The 26387-nt window shown below is 70.3% G+C and carries 22 protein-coding genes; 12 read left to right on the plus strand and 10 right to left on the minus strand.

Annotation, left to right across the window (positions count from 1 at the left end; genetic code table 11):
• Nucleotides 1-10: 10 nt before the first annotated feature.
• Genes AB0D18_RS16840 through AB0D18_RS16850 form a run of 3 tightly spaced genes read left to right on the plus strand, consistent with a single transcriptional unit; the run spans nucleotide 11 to nucleotide 3424 of the window.
• Nucleotides 11-856 carry a hypothetical protein gene (locus AB0D18_RS16840; protein WP_362418090.1) on the plus strand — a complete coding sequence of 282 codons (846 nt, stop codon included), beginning with the start codon at nucleotides 11-13 and terminating at the stop codon, nucleotides 854-856.
• Complete coding sequence (locus AB0D18_RS16845; protein WP_362418093.1) at nucleotides 843-1982, plus strand: hypothetical protein; 1140 nt, start codon at nucleotides 843-845, stop codon at nucleotides 1980-1982. The genes AB0D18_RS16840 and AB0D18_RS16845 overlap by 14 nt, the downstream gene beginning before the upstream one ends.
• Before the next feature lie 14 nt (nucleotides 1983-1996).
• The gene (locus tag AB0D18_RS16850) at nucleotides 1997-3424 is read left to right on the plus strand and encodes a hypothetical protein (RefSeq protein ID WP_362418261.1); all 1428 of its coding nucleotides are present in this window, start codon (nucleotides 1997-1999) and stop codon (nucleotides 3422-3424) included.
• Nucleotides 3425-3562: 138 nt separating this feature from the next.
• Here the strand turns inward: AB0D18_RS16850 and AB0D18_RS16855 are convergent, their stop codons facing one another.
• Nucleotides 3563-5089 (minus strand): oligopeptide:H+ symporter, encoded by a 1527-nt coding sequence (locus AB0D18_RS16855; RefSeq protein WP_362418096.1) that lies wholly within the window; start codon nucleotides 5087-5089, stop codon nucleotides 3563-3565.
• 495 nt (nucleotides 5090-5584) lie between these two features.
• Between AB0D18_RS16855 and AB0D18_RS16860 the strand changes: the two genes are divergently transcribed.
• A complete protein-coding gene (locus AB0D18_RS16860) occupies nucleotides 5585-6262 on the plus strand; it encodes a response regulator transcription factor (protein WP_362418099.1) in 678 nt (225 codons plus the stop codon).
• Nucleotides 6263-6310: 48 nt separating this feature from the next.
• Entirely contained in the window at nucleotides 6311-7588 is a 1278-nt protein-coding gene (locus tag AB0D18_RS16865) for an ATP-binding protein (RefSeq protein ID WP_362418102.1), read from the plus strand.
• Here AB0D18_RS16865 and AB0D18_RS16870 read toward each other — a convergent pair.
• Nucleotides 7581-8159 carry a GtrA family protein gene (locus AB0D18_RS16870; protein ID WP_362418105.1) on the minus strand — a complete coding sequence of 193 codons (579 nt, stop codon included), beginning with the start codon at nucleotides 8157-8159 and terminating at the stop codon, nucleotides 7581-7583. The genes AB0D18_RS16865 and AB0D18_RS16870 overlap by 8 nt on opposite strands.
• A gap of 143 nt (nucleotides 8160-8302) precedes the next feature.
• Here AB0D18_RS16870 and AB0D18_RS16875 point away from each other — a divergent pair, with 143 nt between their 5' ends.
• From AB0D18_RS16875 to AB0D18_RS16885, 3 genes are read left to right on the plus strand one after another with little or no spacing between them, the layout of a single operon-like run.
• Nucleotides 8303-9484 (plus strand): 5-(carboxyamino)imidazole ribonucleotide synthase, encoded by a 1182-nt coding sequence (locus tag AB0D18_RS16875; protein WP_362418264.1) that lies wholly within the window; start codon nucleotides 8303-8305, stop codon nucleotides 9482-9484.
• Nucleotides 9481-10014, plus strand: a complete 534-nt coding sequence (purE, locus tag AB0D18_RS16880; protein WP_362418108.1) for a 5-(carboxyamino)imidazole ribonucleotide mutase — start codon at nucleotides 9481-9483, stop codon at nucleotides 10012-10014. Before AB0D18_RS16875 ends, purE begins: the two co-directional genes overlap by 4 nt.
• Before the next feature lie 35 nt (nucleotides 10015-10049).
• A complete protein-coding gene (locus tag AB0D18_RS16885) occupies nucleotides 10050-11234 on the plus strand; it encodes a dipeptidase (protein ID WP_362418267.1) in 1185 nt (394 codons plus the stop codon).
• Nucleotides 11235-11342: 108 nt separating this feature from the next.
• Here the strand turns inward: AB0D18_RS16885 and AB0D18_RS16890 are convergent, their stop codons facing one another.
• From AB0D18_RS16890 to AB0D18_RS16900, 3 genes are all read right to left on the minus strand, one after another.
• A complete protein-coding gene (locus AB0D18_RS16890) occupies nucleotides 11343-12380 on the minus strand; it encodes a tyrosine-type recombinase/integrase (RefSeq protein WP_362418111.1) in 1038 nt (345 codons plus the stop codon).
• Nucleotides 12346-12921, minus strand: coding sequence for a hypothetical protein (locus AB0D18_RS16895; RefSeq protein WP_362418114.1), 576 nt, complete (start codon nucleotides 12919-12921; stop codon nucleotides 12346-12348). The genes AB0D18_RS16890 and AB0D18_RS16895 overlap by 35 nt, the downstream gene beginning before the upstream one ends.
• A gap of 198 nt (nucleotides 12922-13119) precedes the next feature.
• Nucleotides 13120-14295 carry an acyl-CoA dehydrogenase family protein gene (locus tag AB0D18_RS16900; protein WP_362418117.1) on the minus strand — a complete coding sequence of 392 codons (1176 nt, stop codon included), beginning with the start codon at nucleotides 14293-14295 and terminating at the stop codon, nucleotides 13120-13122.
• 198 nt (nucleotides 14296-14493) lie between these two features.
• Here AB0D18_RS16900 and AB0D18_RS16905 point away from each other — a divergent pair, with 198 nt between their 5' ends.
• Both AB0D18_RS16905 and AB0D18_RS16910 read left to right on the plus strand, forming a co-directional pair.
• Nucleotides 14494-15831, plus strand: a complete 1338-nt coding sequence (locus AB0D18_RS16905; RefSeq protein ID WP_362418120.1) for a UDP-glucose/GDP-mannose dehydrogenase family protein — start codon at nucleotides 14494-14496, stop codon at nucleotides 15829-15831.
• A 10-nt stretch (nucleotides 15832-15841) separates the two neighbouring features.
• Nucleotides 15842-16213, plus strand: a complete 372-nt coding sequence (locus tag AB0D18_RS16910; RefSeq protein WP_362418123.1) for an SdpI family protein — start codon at nucleotides 15842-15844, stop codon at nucleotides 16211-16213.
• Here the strand turns inward: AB0D18_RS16910 and AB0D18_RS16915 are convergent.
• Together AB0D18_RS16915 and AB0D18_RS16920 are read right to left on the minus strand one after the other, a co-directional pair.
• Nucleotides 16210-17481: a dipeptidase gene (locus AB0D18_RS16915; protein ID WP_362418126.1), complete on the minus strand. Its 1272-nt coding sequence runs from the start codon at nucleotides 17479-17481 to the stop codon at nucleotides 16210-16212. The genes AB0D18_RS16910 and AB0D18_RS16915 overlap by 4 nt on opposite strands.
• Nucleotides 17482-17810: 329 nt before the next feature.
• Entirely contained in the window at nucleotides 17811-19136 is a 1326-nt protein-coding gene (locus AB0D18_RS16920; protein ID WP_362418129.1) for an LCP family protein, read from the minus strand.
• Between the two features lie 107 nt (nucleotides 19137-19243).
• On the opposite strand from AB0D18_RS16920, the gene AB0D18_RS16925 reads away from it, so the two are divergent.
• Nucleotides 19244-19792: an acyl-CoA thioesterase gene (locus tag AB0D18_RS16925; protein ID WP_362418132.1), complete on the plus strand. Its 549-nt coding sequence runs from the start codon at nucleotides 19244-19246 to the stop codon at nucleotides 19790-19792.
• Nucleotides 19793-19889: 97 nt separating this feature from the next.
• On the opposite strand, the gene AB0D18_RS16930 is transcribed toward AB0D18_RS16925, so the two are convergent.
• Nucleotides 19890-21368, minus strand: a complete 1479-nt coding sequence (locus AB0D18_RS16930) for an LCP family protein (RefSeq protein ID WP_362418135.1) — start codon at nucleotides 21366-21368, stop codon at nucleotides 19890-19892.
• 127 nt (nucleotides 21369-21495) lie between these two features.
• On the opposite strand from AB0D18_RS16930, the gene AB0D18_RS16935 reads away from it, so the two are divergent.
• Nucleotides 21496-22551, plus strand: coding sequence for a glycosyltransferase family 2 protein (locus tag AB0D18_RS16935; protein ID WP_362418138.1), 1056 nt, complete (start codon nucleotides 21496-21498; stop codon nucleotides 22549-22551).
• Nucleotides 22552-22632: 81 nt separating this feature from the next.
• Here AB0D18_RS16935 and AB0D18_RS16940 read toward each other — a convergent pair whose 3' ends face one another.
• Together AB0D18_RS16940 and AB0D18_RS16945 are read right to left on the minus strand one after the other, a co-directional pair.
• Nucleotides 22633-24360, minus strand: coding sequence for an LCP family protein (locus AB0D18_RS16940; RefSeq protein ID WP_362418141.1), 1728 nt, complete (start codon nucleotides 24358-24360; stop codon nucleotides 22633-22635).
• Between the two features lie 175 nt (nucleotides 24361-24535).
• A complete protein-coding gene (locus AB0D18_RS16945) occupies nucleotides 24536-26299 on the minus strand; it encodes an LCP family protein (protein WP_362418144.1) in 1764 nt (587 codons plus the stop codon).
• Between the last annotated feature and the right edge of the window lie 88 nt (nucleotides 26300-26387).

Raw genomic sequence — 26387 nt, forward strand, 5'->3', positions numbered from 1 at the left:
CGGAGTGATCGTGCGTCGCCAACTCCGTCTGCTCACCGCCCTGTTGGGGCTGCTGGGACTCCTGTACGTGGCCGGGCCCGCGCCCACCGCCCTGGCCGCCGACGCCTGGACGGCGGGACCGGCCTCCAGCGGCGGCACCCGGCCCGACAGTGAGGGGCGCCCGTACTTCTACCTCCAGGGCGCCCCCGGCACCGTCTTCGAGGACAAGCTGTCCGTCACCAACCCCGGCCGCGAGGCCCGCACGGTCAGCCTGCGCGCCGAGGACGCCGAGGGCGCGTGGATCGCGCTGGCCTCGGTCGAGGTGAAGGTGCCGGCGCGCACCCGCGCGGACGTGCCGTTCACGGTGACCGTCCCGGCGGGCGCACAGCCGGGCGACCACCCGGGAGCGATCGTGGCATCGGCACCGGACGGGCGCGAGCAGCGCACCGCGGTGCAACTGCGCGTCAGCGGCCCGACTTTGGCGGCGCTCTCCGTCGAGGACGTGCAGATCGGGGCCGGAGTCATCCGGTACGCCCTGGTCAACCGGGGCAACACCACGCTCGCCCCGCACGTCGCCGTCCACGCCGAAGGCCTCTTCGGTGAACTGCTGCGCCGCCCACCGCACCCGGTGAGCGCCCTGGCCCCCGGCCGCCGCACCGAACACGCCGAACCCTGGACCGACACGCCCGCCCTCGACCGCGCGACCGCCCGCCTCACCGTCACCGCGGACGGCGGCGTCCACGAGGAGGCCACCGCCACGGCGACCTTCGTGACCTGGGGGCCGGCGCTCGGCGGGGGAGCCGTGCTCCTCGCGGTGGGCGCGGGCCCGGCGCTGTGGACCGTACGACGCAGGAGGAGCGCACATGACGAGGGCTAGCAGGGCCGGCAGGACCGGCGGGCGGTTTGTCGCGGCGGCGCTGACAACCCTTCTGCTGTTACTGCCCATCGGCGCCTCCGCTGCTGCCGACGAGAGCGCGAAGCCCGTCGTCACCCTCTCCAAGGCCGAAGCAGGCAAGGGCGGCGAGATCACCGTCAAAGGCACCGGCTGGCGGCCGCGCGCGCTGCTGATGATGCTCATCTGCGGCGAGGCGTCCCCCGCCACCGGCGTGGCGGGCGGCACCAACTCCTGTGCCAACGCCGACGGCCGGGCCGTCACCACCGACGCCGAGGGCCGCTTCAGCCGCACGCTCGCGGTCGCCGAACCGCCCAAACCGTGCCCGTGCGTCGTGCACGTCGCCACGGTGCAGGGCCAACAGGCCGCCGTGGACGCCGAGTTCAAGGTGGCGGGGCATCCCGTGGCCCCGCTGCCCAAGCCCGCCCCGAACGCCGGACGGCTCTCGGTCGTCGACCGTACGGTACGGCTCGACGGGTCCGGGTCGCTGCTGACCTGGTTCGGCGCACCGCAGGCCCGCAAGGTCGTCCTTGAGTTCGGCAACACGGGGTCGGCCCCCGTCGTCGACCCGGTCTTCCAAGTCGGCACCTCCCACGGGGTGTTCGCGCCGATCTGGGAAGAGCGCCAGTGGCGCGGCACGATCGCCCCCGGCAAACGGGCCGAGGTCGCGCTCGACGTACAGCTCCCGGCGGGCGCGCACGGCGACTACCTGGTCTCGGTGAAGTACGGGCCCAAGGTGATGGCCGCCCAGCCCTGGGGCGTGGACCGGCCCTGGGGCGTGGTCCTGTTCTGGCTGCTGCTGGGGGTCGTGGTCCCGGCGGCGCTGTTCCGGATCGGGATGGCCGTGGTGGACCGGGTGCGCCCGGGAGCGCTGCCGCTGCGTGGGCGCTCGGTGGCCCGCCACCTGACCGTACGACGCGACGAGCGTGACGCACCGGAAGAGTCGGGTCGGCGGGGTGCGGACGGCACGGCGACGACCACCGCCACCACCGTCCTGCCGTGGTTCACCCCGGACACCAACCCGGGCCTGCCCGCCCCCACACACGCACAGGTTTCCGCACCGAAACCGCACGACCACACCAACCCCCCTACGTCGAGAGGCAATTCGTGAACACGCAACGGAGGATGGGCGCGGCAGGGATCGCGCTGATGCTCACAGGTGCGGGAATCCTGCTGGGCGCCTCGCCCGCGCAGGCCGCCGAGGTCGCGTACAAGACGGAGTGCATTCCGCCGCCCATCTCCGGTCTCCCCCCGGTCCAGGGCACCACCAAGGTGTCCGTGACCGCGCCCGCCACCGCGAAGGTCGGCGACGAGATCGAGGTGGTCCTGAAGACGGTCGAGGCCGCGTCCAAGAACCCGGACGTCCTCAACCTCGACAAGGACACCGTCAAACCGACCGGCACGATCAAGATCGGCGGCGCCGCCACCGGCGAGCTGAAGCTGGAGGGCCCGCGCCAGAACCCGCCCATCCCCAAGAACAGCCCCATGGTCCTGCCCGATATGAAGGGCAAGCTCAAGCTGGAGAAGGCGGGCGAGATCACGCTCACCCCCGGCGCGTACAACATCAACGTCAGCAAGCCGATGTCCACCGACACCAAGTGCACACCGAAGGAGGAGGTGAAGTCCGCCGCGACGATCAAGGTGACGGACGGCGGCGGAACCACCGGCGGTACGACGGCGGGTGGGACCACGGCCGGTGGGACCACGGCGGGCGGCACGACGGCAGGCGGCACGACGGCAGGCGGTACGACGACCTCCGGCGGGACCACCTCGGGCGGCTCGGACACGGGCGGTTCCGACACCGGTGGCACCACCTCGGGCGGGTCCGACTCCGGCGGGTCCACCGGCGGCGACGACGGCGGCAAGACCGACTTCCCCGGCAAGGAGGTCGCGGTCGAGTACGCCTGCAAGTCCCCCGGCCCGGCGAGCATCAAGACCAGGATCACCGCGAGCGCCAAGAAGAACGGCGGCAGCTACGACCTCACCGTGGTCACCGCCAAGGGAGTCATGAACAGCCCCGCCGCCCTCCCCGCCGACGCGCTGAAGCCCTCCCTGCAGCTCACCCTGGGCGGCTCCGACAAGGGCTCCGCCAATGTGACAGGGCCCGGCAACAAGGAGCCCCTGGAACAGGGCAAGCCGGTCGACCTCCCCGACATGACCGGCACGTACAAGCCGGGCGCCAGCGGCAAGACGACTCTCGCCCCCGGCACCTTGAACATCGACGTCACCCTCGGCGGGCAGAAGATCAACATCCCCTGCACCGTCAAGGGCGAGGCCCCCGTCTCCCTCGAACTCGACACGGCGGCCCAGCCGGGCGGGGCGTCGGGCTCCGCGTCGGGCTCCGCCTCGGGCTCCGCGGGGGGAAGCGACTCGGGCGGTACGGCCACGGGAGGCGCGGCATCCGGGGGTGCGGCAGGCGGCGACCTCGCCAACACCGGGGCCGGGGACAACGGCGCCCTCCAGGCGCTGGCCCTGGTCGCAGGGACGGTGATCCTGCTCGGCGGTGCGGTCTTCACGTTCACGCCGTGGCGGCGGCTGCGGGGCATGCGCTAAGCGCCCCAAGGGGCGCGGGCAGCATCGATTTGCGGCTCCGCCGCGTGGGCGCGACCAGCCACGACGGCGCCGCAGACGAAAAACGACAAAGGGCCGCCGCACCGATTCGGTGCGGCGGCCCTCCGTGTGCACGTGCGGTCAGCGCACGTCGCCCATCAGGGCGCGGACCTTGTTGCGGGACATCCAGATCAGGACGCCCGCCACGACGGCCGCAGCGGCCTCGAAGGCGACGACACCCGGGCTGTTGAGGTCGACCTCCGCGACGGCCAGCATGCCCGTCACGCTGTCACCGGCGGTGACGGCGAGGAAGAAGACACCCATCATCTGCGAGGCGTACTTCGCCGGCGCCATCTTCGTGGTCAGCGACAGACCCACCGGGGACAGGCACAGCTCGGCCACGGTGTGCATCAGGAAGATCAGCACCAGCCACCACATGGTGACCTTCGTGCCGTCGGTGGCCAGGTTCATCGGGACGAGGAACACGAAGAACGAGGCACCCGCCACCGCCAGGGCGATGGAGAACTTCACGATCGTGCTGGGCTCGCGGTTGCGCTTGGCCAGGGCCAGCCAGACGGCGGCGGCGACCGGGGCGAGCAGCATGATGAAGCCCGGGTTCAGGGCCTGGAAGAAGGTGTTCGGCATGTCCCAGCCGAAGATGTTGCGCTCGGTCTTGGAGTCACCGAACAGCGACAGCGTCGACGCGCCCTGGTCGAAGATCATCCAGAAGACGGCGGCGGCCACGAAGAAGTAGATGAACGCCGTCATCTTGGTCTGCTCTTCGCCCGACAGGTCCTTGTCCCGCTTGATCTTGGTCAGCACGGCGATCGGGATCAGCAGACCCGCCAGGATGATCGGGACCAGCACCCAGTTCTTGGTGAGCGTGAAGACGTCGGTGAGACCGACCAGGAGGTAGAAGGCCGCGATCACGGCGACGCACACGAGCGACTTGGTGATGACGGCGCGCTTCTCGTCGGCCGACAGCGGGTTCGGGGCCCGGTCGTCCTCCTTGTTGAAGCCGCGGGAGCCGATCAGGAAGGTGATCGACCCGATCGCCATGCCGACCGCGGCCAGACCGAAGCCGAGGTGCCAGTTGACCTTCTCACCGAGGAAGCCGATGACGAAGGGCGCGAGCACGGCACCGAGGTTGATGCCCATGTAGAAGATCGTGAAGCCGCCGTCGCGGCGGACGTCCTTCGGGTCGGTGTAGAGATGGCCGACCATCGTGGAGATGTTGGCCTTCAGCAGACCGGAGCCGACCGCGATCAGGCACAGACCGACGAAGAACATGATCTGACCCGGCAGTGCCAGGCACAGGTGACCCGCGACGATCACGAAGCTCGCGATCTGGACGGTCTTGCGGGCGCCCCAGACACGGTCGCCGAACCAGCCGCCGGGCATGGCCATGAGGTACACCATGGCCACGTAGACGGAGTAGATGGCGGTGGCGGTGGCCGCGGTCATCGCGAGGCCGCCGCCCTGGCTGCCGGTCGCCGCGTCGGCGCCGCCGGAGACCAGGTACATCACGAGCAGGGCACGCATGCCGTAGTAGGAGAACCGCTCCCACATCTCGGTCATGAACAGTGTGGCCAGGCCGCGGGGGTGGCCGAAGAAGGCCGTGTCCCCGGCAGGTGCCCCGAGGGTTTCCTTCGTCAGGCTGGACGCCATGGTCGATCCTTGCTTGCTCGGGACGCGCCCGTGTGTGGTCTACGGGTGAGCGCCCGGTGGGGGGCGGCCGGCACCGGGAGCGATTTCCGTCCCACCCCTACGCCGGGAGGGGGTTCGCACTCGGATTGCGAGGCGAGAGGGCGGACCGCACCGGGATCCACGCCCGCCGTGCGTCCTCGCACGAAGGGCCCGGCCGATAGGTCATTCACTACTCCGGAACCGGCCGAAACCGGTTCCGCACAGAAAAAGAGACCTATGCAGCTCAGTGAGTCATTGAGCGCAAAGGTCCCCGTCTAGCGCTAAAGGCGTGGTCGCCACCATACGACACGACACGGCAACATATGGAAGGACTTGAGACATGGATCACAGGTGATGATGGAACTAACTTCCCACATTCAAAGGTCCTTCATGGGAATGGGTCGTAGTCCCGCAGGCACGCTCTGTTCCGGGGTGATCACTCCCGGGGTACTGGCCACGCCGACTAACATTCCCCTCATGACCCGTGTACTGCTCGCCGAGGACGACGCATCCATTTCGGAGCCGCTGGCCCGCGCACTGCGTCGGGAGGGTTACGAGGTCGAGGTCCGCGAGGACGGACCGACCGCCCTCGACGCCGGACTCCAGGGGGGCATCGACCTCGTCGTGCTCGACCTGGGGCTGCCCGGCATGGACGGCCTGGAGGTGGCCCGCCGGCTGCGCGCCGACGGCCTCACCGTGCCGATCCTGGTGCTCACCGCGCGCGCCGACGAGGTGGACACCGTCGTCGGACTGGACGCCGGCGCCGACGACTACGTGACCAAGCCCTTCCGGCTCGCCGAACTCCTCGCCCGGGTCCGGGCCCTGCTGCGGCGCGGCTCCTCCGAGCCGACCCCGCCGCCCGCCACCCACGGCGTACGGATCGACGTCGAGTCGCACCGCGCGTGGATGGGCGACGAGGAACTCCAGCTCACGGCGAAGGAGTTCGACCTGCTCCGGGTGCTCGTGCGCGACGCGGGCCGGGTCGTCACCCGCGACCAGCTGATGCGCGAGGTCTGGGACACCACCTGGTGGTCCTCGACCAAGACCCTCGACATGCACATCTCCTGGCTCCGCAAGAAGCTCGGCGACGACGCCGCGAACCCGCGCTACATCGCGACCGTCCGAGGCGTCGGCTTCCGCTTCGAGAAGAGCTGACCGCCGCAGTTCGTACGGCTGGTGCGGCGACCAGGCATTCTTGATGCCATGCGCCGCCGTCTGATCAATTCCACGCTCGCCGTGGTGCTCGTCGTCATCGCCGTCTTCGGGGTCTCCCTCGTCATCGTCGAGACCCGCACCATCAGCAACAGCGCCCAGGAGTCCGTCGACTCCGAGGCGCTGCGGCTGGTGAGCGTCGTCGAGGGGCGGCTCGGCGGCGACGGGGACCTCAGCCGCGAGGTCCTCGCCAAACAGATCGCCGGCCACCGGTACGCCCGTATCGAGATCCCCGGCCGGTCGCCCATCGAGATCGGCGCCAAGCCCGCCGACGGCGTCATCGAGGGCCACGCCACCGGCGAGCGGGGCGAGTCCGTCACCGTGCAGGAGTCCCGCTCCACCGTCACCCGCGAGGTCGGCCGCACCCTGCTGATCATCGGGGCGGTGGCCCTGCTGGCCGTCGTCGCCGCCGTACTCCTGGCCGTACGTCAGGCCAACCGGCTCGCCTCCCCCCTCACCGACCTCGCCGAAACGGCGGAACGCCTCGGGTCGGGCGACCCCCGGCCCCGCCACAAGCGGTACTCCGTGCCCGAGCTGGACCGGGTCGCCGACGTCCTCGACTCCTCCGCCGAACGCATCGCACGCATGCTCACCGCGGAGCGGCGACTGGCCGCCGACGCCTCGCACCAACTGCGCACGCCGCTCACCGCGCTCTCCATGCGGCTGGAGGAGATCACGCTCACCGACGACCTCGACACGGTCAAGGAAGAGGCGACGATCGCCCTCACCCAGGTCGAGCGCCTCACGGACGTGGTGGAGCGGCTGCTCACCAACTCCCGCGACCCGCGCACCGGTTCGGCCGTCGCCTTCGACCTCGACGAGGTACTCAAGCAGCAGATCGAGGAGTGGCGCCCCGCCTACCGCAGCGCCGGGCGGGCGATCGTACGGTCAGGAAAGACGGGCCTGCGCGCCGTCGGCACCCCGGGCGCGGTCGCCCAGGTCCTCGCCGCACTCATCGAGAACTCCCTCATGCACGGCGGCGGCACCGTCGCCCTGCGCTCCCGCGTCACCGGCAACCAGGCCGTCATCGAGGTCACCGACGAGGGCCCGGGAGTCCCCGTCGACCTCGGCGCGCGCATCTTCGAGCGGACCATCAGCGGCCGGAACTCCACCGGCATCGGCCTCGCCGTCGCCCGCGACCTCGCGGAGGCGGACGGCGGCCGCCTGGAACTCCTCCAGCAGAAGCCCGCCGTCTTCGCCCTCTTCCTCAGCACGGTCGTGCCGGACAGCAGGCGAGGCGGGGAGGGCGAAGGGAAGACGATCAGGTGAGGCGGGACGCGGCGGGCGCGGGCTGCTCCACCGCTGCTCCCTCGGCCTCGGCCTCGGCTTCGGCCTTGGCTTCGGCCTCCAGGAACTTCTCGGCCTGCTCGACCGCCTCCTTCTCCGGCAGTGCTTTCGCCGGCAGCGTCCGGAACACCCACGTCCGGTACGACCAGAAGCGGAACAGGGTCGCCACCCCGATCCCGAAGACCTTGAAGATGTTGTTCTGCAGCGGGGTGTTCCAGCCGAAGCCGTACGTCGCCGTGTACAGCAGCCCCGTCTCGATGACCGCGCCGACCGCGCTGAACAGCAGGAACAGCGTCAGCTCCCTGGCCCGGCCGCTCTTGTCGCGGTCGCGGTAGGTGAAGTAGCGGAAGCCGACGTAATTGAAGAGGATCGCGATCCCGGTGGCGATCAGACCGGCCCGTACCACCGGGAGGTCGGTGGTCTGCCACAGCAGGTTGGACGCGGCGATGTTGACCAGCAGCCCCAGGCCGCCGACGGCCCCGAACTTGACGACTTCGCGCGCGAGCCGTTCCACACGGGTCCGCAACGCACTACCGCCGCCAGGCTCGCTCATGATGTCTGTCGACCCCGTTCGGTTGATGTCGTCAACCCAGCCATGCTAACCATCACCCCCGGAACCCGACGCAGGAACGGGCTCCGCCCGGTCACAGGACCGACGGCCCCTTGTGTGTTCGTACGAAGGACCACTCGTCCGGAGTGGTGCGTGCCTACGGATACCCTGGAAGAGTGACGTTCCCGGTAGTCGGCATGGTCGGTGGCGGTCAACTCGCCCGAATGACCCACGAGGCGGGCATCCCCCTCGGCATCAAGTTCAAGCTCCTCAGCGACACCCCTCAGGACTCGGCGGCCCAGGTGGTGAGCGAGGTCGTCATTGGCGACTATCGCGACCTGGCCACGCTCCGTGCGTTCGCGCGCGGCTGCGACGTGATCACCTTCGATCACGAACACGTGCCGACCGAACACCTGAGGGCTCTGGAAGCGGACGGCATCGCCGTCCGCCCGGGGCCCGACGCGCTGGTGCACGCCCACGACAAGGGGGTGATGCGCGCGAAGCTGACGGAGATCGGCGCCCCCTGCCCCCGGCACCGGATCGTCTCCGATCCGGCCGACGTGACCGCCTTCGCGGAAGAGGGCGACGGCTACCCGGTCATCCTCAAGACCGTGCGCGGCGGGTACGACGGCAAGGGCGTGTGGTTCGTACGGTCCGAGCAGGACGCGCACGACCCGTTCCGCGCCGGGGTCCCGGTCCTCGCGGAGGAGAAGGTCGACTTCGTGCGCGAGCTCGCCGCCAACATCGTGCGCTCCCCGCACGGGCAGGCCGTCGCGTACCCCGTCGTCGAATCGCAGCAGGTCGACGGCGTGTGCGACACGGTGATCGCCCCGGCCCCCGACCTGTCGTCCGAGCTCTCGGGCGAGGCCCAGCGGCTCGCCATCCGCATCGCGGTCGAGCTGAACGTGGTCGGCCACCTCGCCGTCGAGCTCTTCGAGACGAGGGACGTCGACGGCAACCCGGGCATCCTCGTCAACGAGCTCGCGATGCGCCCGCACAACTCCGGCCACTGGACGCAGGACGGCGCGATCACCTCGCAGTTCGCCAACCACGTCCGCGCCGTCCTCGACCTCCCGCTGGGCGACCCCCGCCCGAGGTCGCGCTGGACGGTCATGTGCAACGTCCTGGGCGGCGACTACCCCGACATGTACAAGCCGTACCTGCACGTCATGGCCCGCGACCCGCAGGCCAAGATCCACATGTACGGCAAGGACGTGAAGCCAGGACGCAAGATCGGCCACGTCAACACCTACGGCGACGACCTCGACGACGTGCTGGAGCGCGCCCGTCACGCCGCCGGCTACCTCCGAGGAACGATCACCGAATGACCGCTCACGCCCCCCTCGTCGGCATCGTCATGGGCTCGGACTCCGACTGGTCCGTCATGGAAGCCGCCGCCACCGCACTCGCCGAGTTCGAGATCCCGTACGAGGTCGACGTCCTCTCCGCACACCGGATGCCGCACGAGATGATCGCGTACGGCGAGGAAGCGGCAGGCCGCGGCCTGAAGACGATCGTCGCGGGCGCGGGCGGTGCGGCGCACCTCCCGGGCATGCTCGCCTCCGTCACCCCGCTCCCCGTCATCGGCGTCCCCGTCCCCCTGAAGTACCTGGACGGCATGGACTCGCTCCTGTCCATCGTGCAGATGCCGGCCGGCGTCCCCGTCGCCACGGTCTCGGTCGCGGGCGCCCGCAACGCGGGCCTCCTCGCGGCCCGCATCCTGGCCGCCCACGACCCCGCCCTCCTCGCCCGCATGCAGGAGTTCCAGCAGGAGCTGAACGCGCAGGCCACGGAGAAGGGCAGGCGGCTGCGCACGAAGGCGATGGGCTCCCCGGACTCCTTCGGCTTCGGCAAGTGACCATGGATGCTGTGAGCATGAAAAACGCCGTGAGCATGAAGAACCTGGACGCAGCCCATGCCCTCCTCGCCGACTTCCCCGTCGTCGACGGCCACAACGACCTCCCCTGGGCGCTGCGCGAACACGTCCGCTACGACCTGGACCGCCTCGACATCGGCGCCGACCAGTCCGCCCACCTGCACACGGACCTGGCCCGGCTCAAGTCCGGCTGCGTAGGCGCACAGTTCTGGTCGGTCTACGTCCGTACCGACCTCACCGGCGACTCGGCGGTCAGCGCCACCCTCGAACAGGTCGACATAGTCGCCCAGCTGCTCGCCCGCTACCCGGACCACCTGGTCCGCGCCCTGACGGCCGACGACATGGAGACGGCCCGCCGGGACGGCCGTATCGCCTCCCTGATGGGCGCCGAGGGCGGCCACTCCATCAACAACTCCCTCGCCACCCTGCGCGCGCTGCACACGCTGGGCGTCCGCTACATGACGCTCACCCACAACGACAACACCCCGTGGGCGGACTCGGCCACCGACTCTCCCGCCGTGGGCGGCCTCTCCGCCTTCGGCCGCGAAGTCGTACGGGAAATGAACCGCATCGGCATGCTCGTCGACCTCTCGCACGTGGCCGCCACCACGATGCGCGCGGCCCTCGAAGTCTCCGAGGCCCCGGTCCTCTTCTCGCACTCCTCCTCCCGCGCGGTCTGCGACCACCCGCGCAACATCCCGGACGACGTCCTGGCGGCCCTGGCCGCCAACGGCGGCGTGGCCATGGCCACCTTCGTCCCGAAGTTCATCCTCCCGGAGGCGGTCTCCTGGACGGCCCGCGCCGACGAGAACATGCGCGCCCACGGCCTGCACCACCTGGACACCACGGCCGAGGGCATGAAGGTCCAGCGCGCCTTCGAATCCGCCCACCCCCGCCCCATGGCCACCGCCGCCACGGTCGCCGACCACCTCGACCACATGCGCGAGGTCGCGGGCGTCGACCACATCGGCATCGGCGGCGACTACGACGGCACGGCGTTCACCCCGGCCGGCCTGGAAGACGTCTCCGGCTACCCGAACCTCATCGCGGAACTCATCGACCGCAACTGGTCCACCTCCGACCTGGCCAAACTGACCTGGCAGAACGCGGTCCGAGTCCTCCGCGACGCAGAATCGGCAGCCCGCGAAATCCAGCCCCGCAGGGGCCCGTCGAACGCGACATTGGAGCAGCTGGACGGCTGAGCCACCCCGCTGCCCCCCCCGAGCAGCACCGGGCACCGACTCCGCTGCCCACCCGCCCCCGCCTCGGGCCCGGTGATCCCTCCGGGCCCGAGGCAGGGGCGGAGCTGTTCAGGCCACTCCGTGAAGCCGAACGGGCCCGACCGGCGAGGCCACTGCCCCGAGTCCCAGCACGCCGTCGATCGCAAGCCGCGCCCGATCCGGGGCATCCGGCATCAGATCGCTGTAGTACCGCTCTGTGAAGCTCACGGACGAATGGCCGAGCCAGGCCGAGACCTCCGTCACGGGTACGCCCTGGGCAAAGAGGGAAGCCGCGTAGAAGTGCCGGAAACTGTGCGGCTTGAAGTAGTCGACACCGGCCGTGACCAGGGCGGGCTTCCAGATCTTCCCGTACCAGTAGTACGGGTACAGCAGCCCGGTCCCCGAAACGTTGCCGAACAACAGGCCGTCTGAGCCCCATGTTCCGTGGTCCCTGAGCTGCCGCCGCAATGCCAGGGCCACGACTTCCGGGAGCGGTACCTCCCGGCCCCGGTCGCCCTCCTCGCGCCACTTCACGTGCCGCAGTCGCATCCAGCCGTACTTGCCCGTCCCCGTGTCCCCGTCACAGGCCACTTGCCGGTCGACCGTGATCACCTTGCGTTGCGGATCGATACGGTCGCCTGCGATACCCATGGCCTCACCGAGACGGAGCCCGCAGCCTGCCATCAGCCAGAACATCCCGCGATAGCGCTCGGGCGCTGCGCCAATGACTGCGTGCACGACCTCCGTAGTCGGTACGTGGACCTCGGCGCGCTGGTCGCGGTAGACCCGGGCCCGGCTGTCGGGCAGCCGTACACCTCGGCACGGGTTCGCACCGATGAGCCCACCCTCCATGGCCCAGGCGAACACCGACGTCACGATGTTGAAGCGAAACCGTGCGGTGGACGGCTTGTACGCACGGGTGTCGCCAAGCCAGACCACCCACTTCTCGATGTCCGCCGGAGTCACCGACCCGACGGGACGCGAGCCGAAGAAGGGTTCCACGCTCCGGGCCAGGATGGTCCGGTATTGCTTGACGCTGCTGTTCTCGACTCCTCGTGTGGTGGCCCACCGCTCAAAGACCGAAACGAGGGGCTCAACTCCGGTCGGGCCGTTCTCGGGACTGCTCATCTTCTCCGCCCTCCAGACACCGTCTGGCCTTTGTGGTCAGACGGTCTGCGGGTTTGCCTGGTGGCCCGGCGAGGAAGCCCATGGCACGGGCCCGGCGGATACGTCCGCTGATGGTGTTCCGGCTCATCCCCCACGCGGTTGCCAGCCGCGTGACGGGGCTCCGGTATCCCTGCTCCACCAGACGTACGTACGCACGGGCCATCAAGGCGTAGTCGTGATCGGTCTCGACCCTGTCGAGCACGGTGTCCGCTCCGGGGCCTTCGAGCGAGCGACCGAGCCGTGCCCGGAGCTCCTTCGTCGTTCTGCGGATCTCCGACAGGGAGATCGAGCGCATCAGCTCCGCCGTGATGCCGTCCGAGTCCCTCGCGGCGCCCAGATCTGCGGGAGGGTCGATACGGAGGCTGGACGGTCCGTCCCACGGTGCACTCAGCACGCTCACCACCGTGAGCCTCCACCCGTGCAACTCGGCTTCATGGACGAGGTTTTCCCCCTCCACCCGCCAGCCCGCAGGAAGTTCGCCGTCCTCATGCGCATCCGTCATCCGTCGAAACTAGCGCGGCACACAGCAGCCACCACGTGCCGGGCGGTCCCCGGCCACGAAAGGGAATCTAGAACCCGAAACACGATTCCAGCCATGTTTCGTGTCTCGGTGACCCCATTGATGGGATGGTCAAACGTGCGCACGAAAACAGGAGGGGGCGCCCCCTGACGGGACGCCCCCTCTGCGACTTGCCAGAACCTACTTCGGCAGGTTCCGCGCCATCACGATGCGCTGGATCTGGTTCGTGCCCTCGTACAGCTGCGTGATCTTCGCGTCCCGCATCATCCGCTCCACCGGGTAGTCCCGCGTGTAGCCGTAGCCGCCGAGGAGCTGGATCGCGTCCAGGGTGATCTCCATGGCGGCGTCGGACGCGTAGCACTTGGCGGCCGCGCCGAAGAAGGTCAGGTCCTCCTTGTCGGCGCCGGCGGAGACGCGCTCCGAGCGGGCGGCGGCCGAGTACGTCAGCTGGCGGGCCGCTTCCAGCTTCATCGCCATGTCGGCCAGCATGAACTGGACGCCCTGGAAGTCGCCGATCGGCTTGCCGAACTGCTTGCGCTCCTGGACGTAACCCTTGGCGTAGTCCAGGGCGCCCTGGGCGATGCCGACTGCCTGGGCCGCGATGGTGACGCGGGTGTGGTCCAGGGTCTTCATCGCCGTGGCGAAGCCGGTGCCCTCGTCGCCGATCATCCGGTCGGCGGGGATGCGGACGTTGTCGAGGTAGACCTCGCGCGTCGGAGAACCCTTGATGCCGAGCTTCTTCTCCGGGGCGCCGAAGGAGACGCCCTCGTCCGACTTCTCGACGACGAAGGCGGAGATGCCCTTGGAGCGCTTCTCGGGGTCGGTGACGGCCATCACCGTGTAGTACTCGGACTCGCCCGCGTTGGTGATCCAGCGCTTGACGCCGTTGAGCACCCAGAAGTCGCCGTCGCGGACCGCGCGCGTCTTCATGCCGGCCGCGTCCGAACCCGCGTCGGGCTCGGAGAGGCAGTACGAGAACATCGCTTCGCCCTTGGCGAGCGGGCCCAGGTACTTCTTCTTCAGGTCTTCGCTGCCCGAGAGGATGACCGGGAGGGAGCCCAGCTTGTTGACGGCGGGGATCAGGGAGGAGGACGCGCAGACCCGGGCGACCTCCTCGATCACGATGACCGTGGCCAGGGCGTCCGCGCCCGCGCCGCCGTACGCCTCGGGGACGTGCACCGCCTGGAGGTCGGAGGCGATGAGCGCGTCCAGGGCCTCCTGCGGGAAGCGGGCGTTCTCGTCGACCTCGGCCGCGTGCGGGGCGATCTTCGCCTCGGCGAGCGCGCGCACCGTTTCGCGGAGCATGTCGTGCTCTTCGGACGTGCGGTACAGGTCGAAATCGGGCGAACCTGCCAAGGTCTCTCACTCCCAAAGGTGCTAACTACCGTTAAGTAACCTGCTCAGTAACCCTGATTTTAGGGGCTGGGGACAATCGGGGATACGTGAGTTTGCCGACAGCCCAGGGTTGCGGCCGCGGGTGAGACTGAATTTCCCCTTACGGGCACCCGGATATGCTCGGGCGCGTTGTCCCGCCCGTACCACTAGGAGCACCAGATGGCCCTCAGGATCACCGTGATCGGCACCGGCTACCTCGGCGCCACGCACGCAGCGGCCATGGCGGAGCTGGGGTTCGAGGTGCTCGGGCTCGATGTGGTGCCGGAGAAGATCGAGATGCTGAGCGCCGGGCGGGTGCCGATGTACGAGCCCGGGCTGGAGGAGCTGCTGCAGAAGCATGTGGCAGGGCTGCCGGGGTCGACCGGGCGGCTGCGCTTCACCATGGACTGGAAAGAGGTCGGGGAGTTCGGCGACGTGCACTTCGTGTGCACGAACACCCCGCAGAAGCACGGCGAGTACGCGTGCGACATGAGCTATGTGAACAGCGCCTTCGGCTCGCTGGCCCCGCATCTGAAGAGCGACGCCCTGGTGGTGGGCAAGTCGACGGTGCCGGTCGGTTCGGCCGCGCGGCTCAAGCAGCTGCTCGCGGACGAGGCCCCCGAGGGCGTCGAGCTGGCGTGGAACCCGGAGTTCCTGCGCGAGGGCTTCGCCGTCCAGGACACCCTGCACCCGGACCGGCTCGTCGCCGGTGTGGAGAGCGAGCGCGCCGAGAAGCTGCTGCGCGAGGTGTACGCGACGCCGATCGCGGAGGGCTCGCCCTTCGTGGTGACGGACTTCCCGACGGCGGAGCTGGTGAAGACCGCCGCGAATTCGTTCCTGGCGACGAAGATCTCCTTCATCAACGCGATGGCGGAGGTCTGCGAGGCCGCCGACGGCGATGTGGCGAAGCTGGCGGAGGCGATCGGCTACGACGAGCGGATCGGGCCGAAGTTCCTGCGGGCCGGCATCGGCTTCGGCGGCGGATGCCTGCCCAAGGACATCCGGGCGTTCATGGCGCGCGCCGGTGAGCTGGGCGCCGACCAGGCGCTCACCTTCCTCCGCGAGGTCGACTCCATCAACATGCGCCGCCGCGGCCACATGGTCGAGCTGGCCCGCGAGGCGCTGGGTGACGTCGGCTTCCTGGGCAAGAGGGTCGCCGTGCTCGGCGCCACCTTCAAGCCGGACTCGGACGACGTACGGGACTCGCCCGCTCTGAACGTCGCAGGTCAGATCCACCTCCAGGGCGGTCAGGTGACCGTGTACGACCCCAAGGGCATGGCGAACGCCCGCCGCGTCTTCCCCACCCTCGGGTACGCGGACTCCGCCCTGGACGCGGTGCGCGGCGCGGACGTCGTCCTGCACCTCACCGAGTGGCGCGAGTTCCGCGAGCTGGACCCGGCGGAGCTGGGCGGCGCCGTCGCCCGCCGGCTGATCCTGGACGGGCGCAATGCGCTGGACCCGGTGAAGTGGCGCGAGGCGGGCTGGACGTTCCGTGCGATGGGACGGCCGAAGGCCTGAGGTGCTTCAGATGGATGGGATGCCCGAGACGGTCCCCGCCGGCGCGTCCCTCGTCCTTGCCGTCCTGCTCGCTCTGATGGGGCTGGGCCTTCTCGTTGCCGGACGGACCGGCAGCACCGGGCGGCTGCGGCGCAACGGACTGGTCGGGATCCGTACCGGGCGGTCCATGGAGAGCGACGAGTCGTGGCGGACCGTGCACCGTACGGCTGCTCCCTGGCTGTACGCCGCCGGGGGGACGCCCCTGGCCGCAGCCGTGGCGGTGCTCTTCGTACGGCAACCGGTCGCTTTCCTCGCCGTGGTGCTGGGCTCGGTCGCTCTGCTGCTGGTGTTCCTCTGCCTGGGGGTGTGGCGGGGGACGCGGGCGCTGCCGCCTCGCGCTTAGCCCCTGCCGTCCAGGTCCTCGATGCGGGCCGTCGACGGTTCCCTGCGCTGCTGGGCCGCGCGGGCGGTGAACTCCAGGTCGCGCAGCACCCGCTGGAGGTTCCCCCAGGTGAGGCCGGCCAGGTCGGCCTCGGGCCAGCCGCGGTCCAGGAGTTCGGCGATCAGGTACGGATAGCCGGCGGCGTCCCGCAGCGCGCCCTGGTGGGCGGCGCCCGTGTCGTACGTACCGGACAGACCGACGCAGCCGGGGCCCGCGAGGGAACGGACGTGGTCCAGGTGGTCGGCGACGTCGCCGATCTCGGGGCCCGTACGGTCCGCCGCGAAGGGCACCATGCACAGGCCGCCGTTCTGGCGCAGTGCGGCGAGGACGTCGTCGGGGGCGTTGCCGGGGTGGCAGGTGAGGGCGTGTGCGCCGGAGCGGCTGAGGAGCACCGGGGCCCGGGAGGTGGTCAGGACGGCGCGCATCGTCCCGGCGGACGCACCGCTGAGGTCGGCGAGCATGCCGATGCGGTTCATCTCGCGTACGACTTCCTGGCCGAAGCGGGTCAGGCCGGTGGGCGACGCCCAGTCCGTCCCGGCGAGGGTGAGGCTGCGGACGCCCAGCGCGTGCAGGGCGCGCAGTGTGCCGAGGGAGTCGCCGATCGCGGGGGCGTCGGCGGGACCGAGCAGCGAGGCGATCCGGCCGCAGGCGCGGGCGTCGCCCACCTCGCCGGAGCCGAGCGCGAGACGCAGGGCCTCCGGATAGCCGCCGATCATCGCGCGGACCTGGTCGATCCGCTCCAGCGTGGCGGTGACCGCGCACCTGCCCCGGGCGTGCAGCGACCAGAACTGTGCGCCGACACCGCCGGAGCGCAGCCGCGGAAGGTCGGTTTCCAGGGTGCTCTCGCCGAGACCTATGTCCGACCAGGGGGCGGCACTCAGTGCTCCGGCCAGCCCGTTGTAGCCGTCGGCGACGGGATGGGCGGCGAGCAGGGCGCGGGCCAGGGGGAGACTGCCGTCTGCCGAGGGGTCGTCGTCCGCGGCGGCTGCGGCGGCTGCGGCGGAAGGGGCGTCCGCGGCGGATGCCGAGGGGGACTCGACTGCGGCGGAAGGGGCGTCCGCGGCGGAGGCCGAAGGAGTGCCCGTGGTGGACCCCGCAGGGGTGTCTGCGGCGGGTGCCCGGGGCTCGTCGGCGGCGGGTGCCCTGGGCACGTCGTCGTGTGCGGGTGGCTCCGTGCTGAGCCGGCCCGCCGCGGAGGCGGTGTGCGGGTCGTCCTGTAGCAGTGCCATGGCGGTGCTCCGGGGTCTGCGGCGGCGGCGGTACGGCCACCGTGGCACGGGAGCGGCGGGGGTTCGCGGCAGGTGTGGCGTTCGAGCGACGGGCCCCGGGGGGACGGACCGCGGGGACGGGTCGCGGGGACGGGCCCTGGGGGACGGACCGCGAGGAAGGGCCCGGGGGCGGACCGCGAGGAAGGGCCCGGGGGCGGGCCGCGAGGGCGGGCCCCGGGGACGGGCCCTGGGGGGACGGGCCGCGAGGGCGGGCCCCGGAGCGGGCCCGGGTGCGCCGACGGGGAGGGGCGGCCGTGCGGGCCGCCCCTCCCCGTCCGTACGGACTCGGCTCAGTCCGAGGTGACCGTGACCTTCTCGTCGTTCTTGATCTGCTTCACCAGCTGCTGCACCTTGGTCTTGTCCCAGACCACGTTGCCGTTCCGGAAGCCCGACTTCGGCATGTTCATGGACTTGCCGTCGCCGCCGCTGATCCCCTTCATCGCGAAGAACATCTCGGCCAGGTCGAACAGCCCCATGTCCTTGTCCACGACCAGCGTGTCCAGGCCCGCCCCGAGCGTCGGGTACAGGGAGAACGGGTTGAGGATCGTGCCGGGCGTCGCCGCCTGGCTCGCCAGCGCGGACAGGAACTTCTGCTGGTTCTTGGTGCGCGCGAAGTCGGAATCCTTGAAGGCGTACCGGGTGCGGACGAAGGCCAGCGCCTGCTGTCCGTCGAGGGTCTGCTTGCCGGCCTGGAAGTCGGCGCCCGACTTCTTGTCCTTGAACGCCGTCGGGATGTCCAGCTCGACGCCGCCGAGCGCGTCCACGATGTTCGCGAAGCCGGCGAAGCCGATCTCGGCATAGTGGTCGATGCGCAGTCCTGTGTTGTGCTCGACGGTACGGACGAGCAGCTCGGGGCCGTCCTCGGCGTACGCGGCGTTCAGCTTCACGCGGCGGTGCTGGTTCTCGAACCGCTTGCCGGACTGCGAGCCGACGAAGGACGGGATCTCCACGTCCGAGTCGCGCGGCAGCGACACCATGGTGTTCCCGCTGCTGCACGAGGCGAGGATCATCATCGAGTCGGTGCGCTTGCCCTCGGCGGAGCCGGTGTGCAGCTTCTTCTTCTGCTCGGCGGTCATGCCCTCGCGGCTGTCGGAGCCCACCACCAGGTACGTCGTGCAGTCGCCCTCCTCGGGGCGGTCGATGACCTTGGAGAGGTCGACCTCGCGGCGCATCTTGGAGTCGGCCCAGAAGTAGGTGCCGATGGAGGTGACGGCGAGGACCGAGACGAGGGTGATCGCACCGATCTTGATGCGGCGGCCCCAGTTGGGGGCGGGGCGCGGGCCGCGGCCTCCCGGACCTCCCGGTCCGCCGGGCCCGCCGCCGGAGCGGTTGCCGCCGCCGTAGACCTGGCCGGTGTTGTAGCCGTCGCCCCGGCCGCCCTGGCCGGGGACCTGGTTTCCGTCGTACGAGCCGTACCCGTCGTGCCCCGGTGCCTGCTGCGGCGGGACGCCGCGCGGCGGTGCGGAGGGGGCGGCGGGGCGGCGGTCCCCGGAGCGCGGGGCCTGGCCGCGCTGCACATGCCGCATCACCCGGGGGCCCTCGGGCTGCGCTCCTGCGCTGCCGCGGCCGTACCGGTCGTCGCGGTCGTCGTTTCGTGCACTGGGCCAGTCGCTCATAGCTTCAGTGTGCAGGCTGGGCGCGGCGGCCTCACAGGGGAGGTGGGGAATCGGGGCAGTGCTGTTGCCAAGCTGATGCAATGCGTCAGGCGCATAAAGTAGAGGGCATGACAGATCAGGCCCCGGCCCCGGAAGATCACATTCCGGGCAAGCCCACCTCCGCTTCCCGCACCACGCTCAGCCACATCATGACGGCCGCGGAAACGAATCTCCTCGGCACCGTGCACGGCGGCGTGATCATGAAGCTGGTGGACGACGCGGCGGGTGCGGTCGCCGGGCGGCACTCCGGCGGGCCTGCTGTCACCGCGTCGATGGACGAGATGGTCTTCCTGGAGCCGGTGCAGGTCGGCGACCTCGTCCACGTGAAGGCGCAGTGCAACTGGACCGGCCGCTCCTCCATGGAGATCGGCGTACGGGTCCTGGCCGAGCGGTGGAACGAATCGACCCCCGCCCAGCAGGTCGGCTCCGCGTACCTTGTCTTCGCCGCCGTCGACGCGGACGGCAAGACGCGGCCCGTACCGCCGGTGATTCCGGAGACGGAGCGGGACCGCAGGCGGTATCAGGAGGCGCAGATCCGCCGCACACACCGGCTGGCGCGGCGGCGGGCCATCAAGGAGCTGCGGGACCGGCGGGCGGCCGAGGGGCTCAACGACTAGGGCCTGTCCGGCGGACAGGTCCTAGGTCCTAGGGGCGCGGGGAACTGCGCGACCGGCCCCCACCGGCCCCCACCGGCCCGCACGTCCACCATGTGCCTCAGGGGCACACCACCTGGTCGCCGGTCGCCACCCCGAATTCCCCCTGGTACGCGTCCTGTGCCTCCACTCGCGTCACCGCCCGGTAGTCCGCCCCCGCCGTCACCCGCATCGTCCTGCCCTGCCCCTTGACCGCCTTCAGCTCGCAGCCAGGCAGTGCCGCCGCCAGGGACTGCGCGGAGCGGTCCCAGCGCGGGTCGTACGTCACGAGGGTGCGGGTCAGGTCGCGGCGTACGCCGTTGCCCGGGATGCCGGTCGTACGGAACCCGGTGGCGCGCAGCGCCGCGTCGACGCGCTTGCCCAGGCCCGCCCCGCGCGTCCCGTTGTCGACCTGGACCTTGATCTGCTCGGGGGAGACCTCCACGGGCTTCCCCCGCGCCCTCTTGGGCCGCTGCACGGCCAGCGGCCGGTCCTCGCGCAGCGTCTGGAACAGCTTCTTCGACTTGGCCGCGTCCCACTTCAGGGTCGAGCCGATGCCCTTGACCTGGAAGCTCATCTTGCCGATCGGCACCGACGTGAACTCCGACGACGCAGGGGTGAAGCCCCGCATCGCCTGCCCCAGGGCCAGCATCTCCGTCGTACCGAAGCCGCTGTCGGCGCGCACCGAGCCGAGCAGCGTGCCGGCCACCTCGCGGAACTTCACCGGGTTCAGCAGCGCCCCGCTGCCCGTCGCCCGAGCGATGAAAGCCGCCAGGAAGCGCTGCTGGCGCTGCATCCGGCCCAGGTCGGACGCCCCGTCGATGTGCCGGGAACGTACGTACTGGAGGGCCTCGCCGCCGCCGAGCCGGTGCGTTCCGGGGGCCAGGTCCAGGCCGGTGTAGCTGTCTTTCAAAGGAGTGGTGGTGCAGATGTCGACCCCGCCGAGCACGTCGACCGTCTTCATGAAGCTGGTGAAGTCGACCTCCAGATAGTGGTCGATCTTGACGCCCGTCATGTGCTCGACGGTGCGGGTGGTCAGGGCGGGGCCGCCCTCCGCGTACGCCGCGTTGAGCTTGACCGGGTGCGGCTTGTGGTGGTCACCGGTCGTCTCGTCCGTGTGCTCGGGCAGCTCCGCATAGCTGTCGCGGGGGAGGCTGACGACGCTGGCGCGGTTCCGGTCCTCCGAGACGTGCACCAGCATGACCGTGTCCGTGCAGTGGCAGGGGGCACCGCCCAGGCGGTACTTGTCCTTCTCCGCACGGGTGATCTTGTCGCGGCCGTCGGTGCCGACGAGCAGGACGTTCATCCCGCGCCCCGACTCGGCCTCGGGCCGGTTCTTCATGTCCTTGAACGGGTCGACCCGGGCGATCTGGGTGTTCATGCTGGTCACCATCGCGTGCCCGATGCCGCCCGCCGCCAGGACCAGTACGGACACGGTGGTCGCCGCCCGCATCCCCCAGTGCGGCCGCTCGTCCTGCTTCCGGCGCCGCTCCTTCGGCAGCGGCTTGCGCCGCCGTCGGTCGCGCGGGTGCGGAGCGGGAGAACGGGGCGGCACGGGCACGGGGGACACCTCCGCTGGGGCACAGGACGGGGATCGCGTGCACCGTATGCCGATACGATCTGCGGCCCGGGGCAGGGGCACGGCCGCCGCGCGAGGCTGTCCCCCGTTCGCGGTAACGTGAGCCGATGTGAACGCCTACGCCTCCACCGCCCAAGCGGTCTCCGTGATCATGCCGGTCCTCAATGAGGAGCGGCACCTGCGCAACTCGGTCCGCCACATCCTGGAGCAGGAGTACGACGGCGAGATGGAGGTGGTGATCGCGCTCGGCCCCTCCACGGACCGCACCGACGAGATCGCCGCCGAGCTGGTGCGCGAAGACTCCCGCATCCACACCGTGCCGAACCCCACGGGACGTACCCCCGCAGCCCTGAACGCCGCGATCAAGGCCTCCCGCCACCCGATCGTCGTCCGCGTCGATGGCCACGGCATGCTCTCCGCGAACTACATCGCCACCGCCGTCCGCCTCCTGGAGGAGACCGGCGCGCAGAACGTCGGCGGCATCATGCACGCCGAGGGCGAGAACGCCTGGGAGGACGCGGTCGCCGCCGCGATGACCTCGAAGATCGGCGTCGGCAACGCCGCCTTCCACACCGGCGGCGAGGCCCAGCAGGCCGAGACCGTCTACCTGGGCGTCTTCCGCCGCGAGGCCCTGGAACAGCAGGGCGGCTACAACGAGGAGTTCATCCGCGCCCAGGACTGGGAGCTGAACTTCCGCATCCGCGAGGCCGGCGGCCTGATCTGGTTCTCGCCCGAGCTGAAGGTCCAGTACCGGCCGCGCCCGTCCGTCAAGGCGCTCGCCAAGCAGTACAAGGACTACGGCCGCTGGCGCCACGTCGTGGCCCGCTACCACTCCGGCTCGATCAACCTGCGCTACCTCGCGCCGCCGACCGCCGTGTGCGCGATCGCCGCGGGCGTGGTCGTGGGCGCGGCCGTCACCCCGTGGGGCTTCGTGATCCCGGCCGGCTACCTCGCCGCCATCACCGCGGGCTCGCTCCCGGCAGGCAAGGGCCTGTCCCTGAAGGCCCGCGCGCAGATCCCCGTCGCCCTCGCGACCATGCACATGTCGTGGGGCTACGGCTTCCTGACCTCCCCGAAGTCCCTCGCCAAGAAGGTCATCGCGAGCCGCCGTCCGTCGGTGCAGGGCGCGGGCGTGCAGGCGCCTTCGGACCCGAAGACTGCGTAGGTACGAGGAAGGGGGCCCGGGACGTGAAGTCCCGGGCCCCCTTTCCGTCGTGCGGGGCCGCTCATTGCGCCCTGCGGGCCGCTACCAGGTGTAGCCCGGCTGGATCTTCATGCAGGCCTTGTCGTCCTCGCCGTTCAGGATGCTCGCCGTGCTCGGCGTCTTGTCGTCCTTGGGCTTGGGGTACGTCGAGCCGGTGCGCCAGTCGGCGCCCACGATCACGGTGACGCCGCTCGCGTCCGTCGACTTCTTGACGGCCCCGGACGGCAGACCGAGCGCCTTGGCGACCGCGCGGGCGTCGCCCTCCATGTCGGCGCTGGGGTAGTTGACGACCGTGGCGCCGGCGGTGGACACCGGGTCCTTGGCCGACGATGCCCGGGTGAAGCCCTTGCCCGTCAGTACTTCCGCGATCGCGGAGGCCCGGCGCGGCACGGCCGGCTGGGTGTTGTCGCCGGTGCGGTTGAGGACGGTCACCCCGATCTCGCCCGGCGCCTGGGCGGGCTTGTCCGGCTCGGGGTCCTTCTTCGCGGGCTTCTTGGCGGCCTTGCCGTCCAGCGGCAGGTCCTCCCGTACGAGCCGGAACAGCTGCTCGGCGTCGCCGGGCATGGGTTCCACGTCCTTGGTGGGGGTGTAGCGCCACGGCATGGTGGACATGGTGATGCGGTTGGTCGGCACGCTCTTGAGCTGCGTACCCAGGTCGAACAGTTCGCCCACCGAGTTGATGGTGTCGTCGACCTTCAGCGCTTCGATCGCCGCCTCCGCGAGCTTGCGCAGCTTGTTCGGGTCGGTCAGTTTGGCGTTCGCCCGCAGCTCGCGCACCATCGAGTTCATGTACATGTGCTGGGCCTTGGTGCGGCCTATGTCGGTGCCGTCCTCGAACCCGTAACGCGTACGCAGCCACTGCAGTGCCTGCTCGCCCTTGACCGGGGTGGTGCCCTTGGGGAGCTTGAGGCCCGAGCCTTTGCCCTTGCGGTCGCGGGAATAGACGTTCTGCTGCACGCACACCGGGACGCCTCCGATGGCGTCCGCCATCGAGACCACACCACCGAAGTCGATCATCATGAAGTGATCGATGTGGATGTTGGTCAGCGACTCCCAGGTGGAGACGGTGCAGCCGGGGCCGCCACGGCCCAGGGACTCGTTGGCCTTGCGCCGGTTGACGGTCTCCGCGTGGACCTTCCCGGTCTTCGGGTCGGTGCACTTGGGCAGCTTGAGCAGGGTGTCGCGCGGCATGCTGACGACGGAGATGTTGCTGCGGTCCGCGGACATGTGCAGCAGCATCTGGACGTCCGCCAGCGGCGGGGAGTCGAAGCTGTTCTTCGCACCGCCCAGGGACTTGTTCTCGGGGTTGTCCCTGGCGTCCGAGCCGATGAGCAGGATGTTCAGCGGAGTCTGGCCCGCCGCGTTGGGCGCGGCCTTGTCCGGGCGGCTGTCGCCCAGGCTCAGCTTCTCCTTCTGGAGCTTGCTGTTGAGGTACTCGTAGTAGAGGTATCCGGCGCCGGCCGTGCCGAGGATCAGCACGGCCAGGGATATCGCGCCCCAGCGCAGGACGCGTTTGCCCTTGCTGCCCCCCTTGCCGCCCCTGCCGCCCTCGGGCTGCCGGCGGCGGGAGCCGCCCCTGCGGCGTCCGCTTCCGGAGCTGCCACTTCCGGAGGCGCTGCTTCCGGAGTCGCCGCTTCCGGCCGCAGGGGCGTCCGGTGTGTCCGGTGCGTCCTGTGCTGCCGACCCGGGCGCCGCGTCCTCGTAGAGACTCTCGTCCCAGCCGAGGTTGCGAGCCCGGGTGCCCTCCCCATGCACACTGCTGCTGCCCACCGGGCCCCCACTCTTCTTCAGATTTCTGCTGTGCGTCGCGTGCTGTGTGCGCTGTACGTCGGTGCCCTGTACGTCCGTGCGCTGTACGTCCGTGCGCGGTGACCTCTGCGCGCTGTTGCGCCTGTGCGCCGTTACGTCTGTGCGCCGTGTCGCTGGGGTGTGCCGTGACCCGAGGTCACTGGGCGCACACCGACTTGTTCGCGTTGGCCTGCTGGATGCCCTCGGGGGCCTTCGTCGGTCCGCCGAGCGGCTTGCCCGCGCCGTCGAAGTCCTTGCCCAGGGTGAGCGTCATCGCCTCGCGCTCCGCCGCGTTCTGTCCGGTCGGCTTCAGCGCCGAGGAGGGCAGGCCCATCATCGCGGCGAGCGCACGTGCCTGGTCGGCCTGGTTCGCGCCGTACTCCAGCGTGGTCTTGGCGATGTCGGGCTTCGGAGAGTTGCCGCCGTTGGTCGCCAGCCTGGCGCCCTTCTCCAACTGGAGCCAGGACAGCGTCTCCTGGGCAGCGCCGCCTTCGCCGCTCCCGTTGAAGACATTGACCCGTACGTCGTCGGCCGCGGCCTTGGGACCCTTGAGCAGGGCTTCCTGCTTGGCGTTGGCCTGGGCCTTGTCGGCCTTCTCCTTCTTCTTCACCTCGGTGAGCGAAGTGTCCGACTGCATCATCGAGAAGAGCGGATCGGCCTTCTCGGGGTTGACGACCACGGTGGCCTTCTTGCCCGGCGGCTCCTCGGGGTTGTCGAGCACCGGCAGGGTCGCGAAGGTGATGTTCTTCGGGTCGACCTTGCCGACCTCGGTGGCCAGCGACTTCAGCTTGAGGATGCTGCCGATGCCGGAGTCGACGGTCAGCGCCTGGGTCGCCGCGTCGGCCAGGTCGTACAGCTTGCCCGGGTTGGTCAGCGTCTCGCTGGACTTCATCTTGCGGATCATCGAGCCGAGGAACTGCTGCTGCGTCTTGATCCGGCTGAGGTCGGACTCGTCGCCGAAGGCGTGCCGGGTGCGTACGAAGGCCAGCGCCTGCTCGCCCTCCAGGGTGTGCGTGCCCTTGGCCAGCTTGAGGTGCGACTTCGGGTCGTCCACGTCCTTGGCGACGCAGACGTCCACCCCGCCGACCGCGCTGGTCAGCGTCTTCACCGCGTTGAAGTCGACCATCATGAAGTGGTCGACGGTCAGCCCGGTGAGCTGCTTGACGGTGCGCATGGTGCAGCCGGGGTCACGGTCGGACTGGCCGAGGCTGGTGTTGAAGCGTTCCTTGGGACTGCCCGGGACGACCTTCTCCGAGCCGTCCTCCAGCTTGGTGGGGCAGTCGGGGATCGGCAGCTTCAGGTCGCGCGGGATGGACACCGCGGTCGCGTTCGTCCGGTCCTTGGAGACGTGGAAGAGGATCGTGGTGTCGGCGTGCCCGGGGCTGTTCTTGTCGCCGTAGCCGGCGTTGCCGTCACCGGTCCGCTTGTCGGTGCCGATCACCAGGATGTTGATGGCCTGGTCCTTCTTGAAGCCGCCCGAGCCGCCGGAGACGTCCACCGACTTCAGGTTGCCGTTGAAGTGCTCGTAGAGCGCCCAGGCGCCGACCGAGCACGCCACGAGAACGAAGCCGACGACGGCGCCGGTGACCTTCAGGGCCTTCTTGCGCGGCTTGGCCTGCTTGCGCTTGCGGCGGCCCGCCTGCTGCGTGCCGCCGCTGCCGTGACCTCTGGGACCGCCGTCCGGTGGTGACGTACGACGACTTCGCTGGGCCGGTACCTCGCGCCGGGGCGCACCGGACTCCGGGGCGCGCTCGCGCCTGTCACGGCTGCGGCCGCGCGGGCTGCCCTGAGGCCGTCCGGCACCTCTCGGGGACCCTGCGGATTCTTCCAGTCGCAGTTCGTAATTGCCGGTGTGCGGGTTGAGAACCCACTGGTCGGCGGGGTCGATCTCGCCCGCCCCGTCACGGCTGTGCGCGTCCACGGTTGCCTGAGTCCTCCGTCGGTCCCACGCGAGGCGCCTCCCCCCAGGCGCTCGGTCATTCGGTCCAGTCGTGCGTGCGTGACCCGTG

Source organism: Streptomyces sp. NPDC048442, from assembly GCF_040651475.1.
Lineage (GTDB): Bacteria > Actinomycetota > Actinomycetes > Streptomycetales > Streptomycetaceae > Streptomyces.